The following is a 3,514-nucleotide window of genomic DNA, read 5'->3' as shown; positions in this document are numbered from 1 at the left end:
TCTCCTGCCGCAGGCGACGCCGATGCGCGATCCGCGCCGCCTGGATGTCCTTTAGGGTGACACTGTTCGCGGCATGATCCGCATCGATCGCCCGGCACAGGAACACGTTGCGATGGAACACGCGGACTTCGCCCATGTCGCGGGGGTCGTAGCGGATCGTCACCGGCTCGCCGACGTAGGCTGCCAGCGTCGGATCGAAGTAGCGCAATCCCTCGAAGCGGATGCCGTCGCGGTGAACGGTGCGGGGCTTGGCGACCATGACCAGCAGCATGTCCAGTTCGGCAAGCGTCTCCGGCATCCGGGGCAACCAGCCATCGCCCCGCCATGCGGCTATCGGTGCCGCCCCGATCGAACGGTGGGGACGCGCATTATAGGGGACCAGTGAGAGGAAGGTCGAAAACGTACGCTAAGCGCCTCGGCTTTGCTGATGGAGGCGGAGCGGCCTGAACCGCTCGCGGGGTTTGTCAATCTCACCCCATAGATAGTCGCCGGTTAGGCCGACATGCTCCCATCCCAGCGGAGCGACATGGGCGAGCAGTTCGTCAGGCACGTCGACACCGTTGCCGCGCAGGTGCCGGACAGCCCGGTCGAGATAGACGGTATTCCACAGAGTAACGGCCGCAGTGACGAGCGTGAGGCCGGAGGCGCGATGGCGCTGGTTCTCGAAGGTGCGGTCGCGCAGTTCGCCGAGGCGATTGAAGAAGATCGCGCGGGCGAGCGCGTTGCGGGCTTCCCCCTTGTTGAGGATGCTGCCGGTGCGGCGCCGCTGGTCGGGATCGTCGAACCAGTCGAGCATGAACAGGGTGCGCTCCACCCGTCCGATTTCGCGCAGGGCGCGGGCGACGGGGTTCTGACGCGGGAAACCCGCCAGCTTGCGCAGCATGACCGAGGCGCTGACGGTGCCGGCGCGGATCGAGGCGGCAAGGCGCAGGGTTTCGTCCCAGTTCTCTTCGATCGCCCGCACATTGACCGGGCCGGCGACGAGCGGGCGCAGCGTCGACCACGGGTCGAGCGGCGACAAGCCATACAGTCGGCGCTCGTTGAGGTCGCGGATGCGCGGCGCGAAGCGGAAGCCGAGCAGATGGCATAGCCCAAAGACGTGATCGACCGCGCCGGCGGTGTCGGTCGCATGTTCGCGGATCACCAGCTCGCTCTCATGGTCGAGCAGGCCATCGAGGACGTGCGCCGCCTCGCCAGCATTGGCGGCGATAACCTTGGTATGGAACGGCGTGAAGCGGTCTGTGACATGGGTGTAGAACAGGACGCCTGGTTCGGTGCCATAGCGGGCGTTGCGATCGGCGCGCGCTTCGCCCTGACCGCCGGCACGGAAGAACTGGCCGTCCGATGACGAGGTGTCGCCCGGCCCCCAGACTTGGGCGAGCGGATGCGCAGTATGGCAATCGACGATCGCCGCCAGCGCCGACAGATAGGTTTCGTCGCGCACATGCCATTCGGCCGTCCAGCGCAGGCGAGGCAACGTCAGCCCGCGCGAGCTTTCCGCCATGCGGCCGAGGCCGAGATTGGTCGCATCGGCGAGGATTGCGCCCATCAGCGCGGACTGGTCGGAGGCGGGTGCGCCGCTGCGCGCATGGACGAAACGGTCTGCGAAACCCGACCATGCGGCGACCTCGACCAACAGGTCGGTGATGCGGACGCGCGGCAGCATCGCGTAGAGCCGGGCCTTCTGCGCCTCGGCATCGTCGGACGGAGATCGCCGGATCGGCGATATGAGCAACTGCCCGCGGTCGATCGTCACGTCGACCAGCTCGCCCGCTGCGGCTGCGCGTTCCACCTCCGTCATGCGCCGGGTCAGCAGGGTGCGGCGTTCCTTGTGCCATTCGGGAAAGTCGGTCGGCACAGCCAGGCGTAGATCGCCGCTCGTGCGCATCGCCTCGAAGGCGGGCACGGGCAGCTGATAGTCGTCGAGCGTGCGATAGGCGCGGCTGCCGTCCACCCAGATGCTGCCCGACCCGAGGCGTTCGCGCAGGTGGACGATCACCGCGATCTCGTAGGCGCGCCGGTCGATCGTTCCTTCCGCCGGCTGCACCACCTTGCGCCAGCGCGGCTTGATGAAGCTGGTCGGCACCCGCTTCGGCAGGACCGATCGACCGTCGCGGTACATCGTGCGCAGTACCTCGATCGCACCGAGCAGCGGATCGCCCGATCGCGCGGTGCGGAAGGTGAAGGCGGCGAGAAACGTCGGGGCGAACCGCCGCACGGCGGGATAGCGTTCGACCACTTCCTCCAGCCCGTCGTCGGCCGAGCGCGTCAGATCCTCGGCTAAGCGGATGCTGCGTTCGAGCTGGTTCCAGCCCAGCTTCGCGTCGATCGCGCCGAACGCATCGCGCCCACTCACACGGGCATCGACCAGTAGGCGACCGAGCCGGGCATGGAAACGCGCCGTGTCCTTCAGCATCCGTGCCTGGCCGAGCAGTCGATCGGAGCGGGTGCGGTCGGCACGGCGGAACAGCGCGCCCACCATCTTCTCTACCATGACCAGCGCGGCGTCGGTCAGCGCCGCCTCCATCTCGATCATGTAAGCGACGAGCATGGCGAGGCGGCGCGGGCGTTCGAGACGCCGCAGGTGCTGTGCGGTGGCGATGCCGGCGGTTCGCGCGATGACGGCATAGCGGGCGGCATGGATGCGCCGTGCCCGATCGGCCACGATCCCGATGTCGCGCACCGCGTCGAGCCGTTCGATGATCCCCTTCAGGTTGGCGGCTGATGGTGCTTCCGGCCATTCGCGTATCCACCCGAGCCGGGTGCGGCCGTGGTCGTCGGAGGCGATCAGATGTTCGAGTGCGGCTTCCTGCTCGGCCGAACAGTCGCGGATCAGGTTGGCATGAGCCTCTTTGCGCGCCCTTGCCCGCACAATGAGCGCGAGCCGTTCCAGCGTCGATGCCGCCGGCAGCACGATCCGATCCGTCCGCAGGCGATCAACCATCCCGGTGACGATCACTTCGCCCCTATCGGTCGAGGCGGCGATCTCCGATCCCAGCGCGAGCATCGCTCGCACGTCCACCCGCGCGAAGGCACGAAGACCGAGCAGGGCTTCGATCTCGGCACGGTGTTCGCGCAGCGTAGTGAGGCGCATGGCATAGGCGGTGAAGTCGTCTGCGGCGCAACCGATCTGGTCGGCGAGCAGCTCCAGCATGGTATCGGGCACATTCTCGCCCATCAGTAGACCGCGCCCGGGATGGCGTAGGTAGCAGAGCTGCACCGCATAGCCGATCCGGTTGGCGCCGCGCCGGCGCCGCGCCACCTGCGCCAGATCGTCGGGACCAAGCGTGTAGAGCCTTTCGATCGTCGCACGATCCGGAGGCGGATCGAAGATCGCCGCACGCTGTGCTGGCGACAGGATGGTCTTGGTCGGCATCGGTGTCCTGTTCGTCACGTAACAGGAAAGCGGACCTGTTCATGGAGCATAGACTAGAAGACGGGTTGTGTGACACAATGAAGATCAATGACGGAGCGATCCTGCTGTGTCACGCGAACGGACGTATATGTGACGACC

General features: G+C 66.9%; 2 protein-coding genes. Both read right to left on the bottom strand.

Annotation, left to right across the window (positions count from 1 at the left end; all coding sequences use genetic code 11):
* Positions 1 to 298: Mu transposase C-terminal domain-containing protein (locus tag AX702_RS10835; protein WP_231731820.1), on the bottom strand; the 298-nt coding region annotated here is incomplete at its 3' end.
* A 108-nt stretch (positions 299 to 406) separates the two neighbouring features.
* Positions 407 to 3,376 (bottom strand): Tn3 family transposase, encoded by a 2,970-nt coding sequence (locus AX702_RS10830; RefSeq protein WP_066779322.1) that lies wholly within the window; start codon positions 3,374 to 3,376, stop codon positions 407 to 409.
* Positions 3,377 to 3,514: the final 138 nt, after the last annotated feature.

It is taken from the genome of Sphingomonas sp. CCH5-D11 (assembly GCF_001557395.1).
In the GTDB taxonomy this organism is placed as follows: domain Bacteria; phylum Pseudomonadota; class Alphaproteobacteria; order Sphingomonadales; family Sphingomonadaceae; genus Sphingomonas.
Note: the sequence above shows the minus strand (reverse complement) of the source record. Positions and strands in the feature narration are given on the sequence as shown.

What these genes read in the sequence shown, in the direction of transcription:
- AX702_RS10830 (WP_066779322.1), bottom strand. Translation starts at nt 3,376, where the DNA reads ATGCCGACCAAGACCATCCTGTCGCCAGCACAGCGTGCGGCGATCTTC.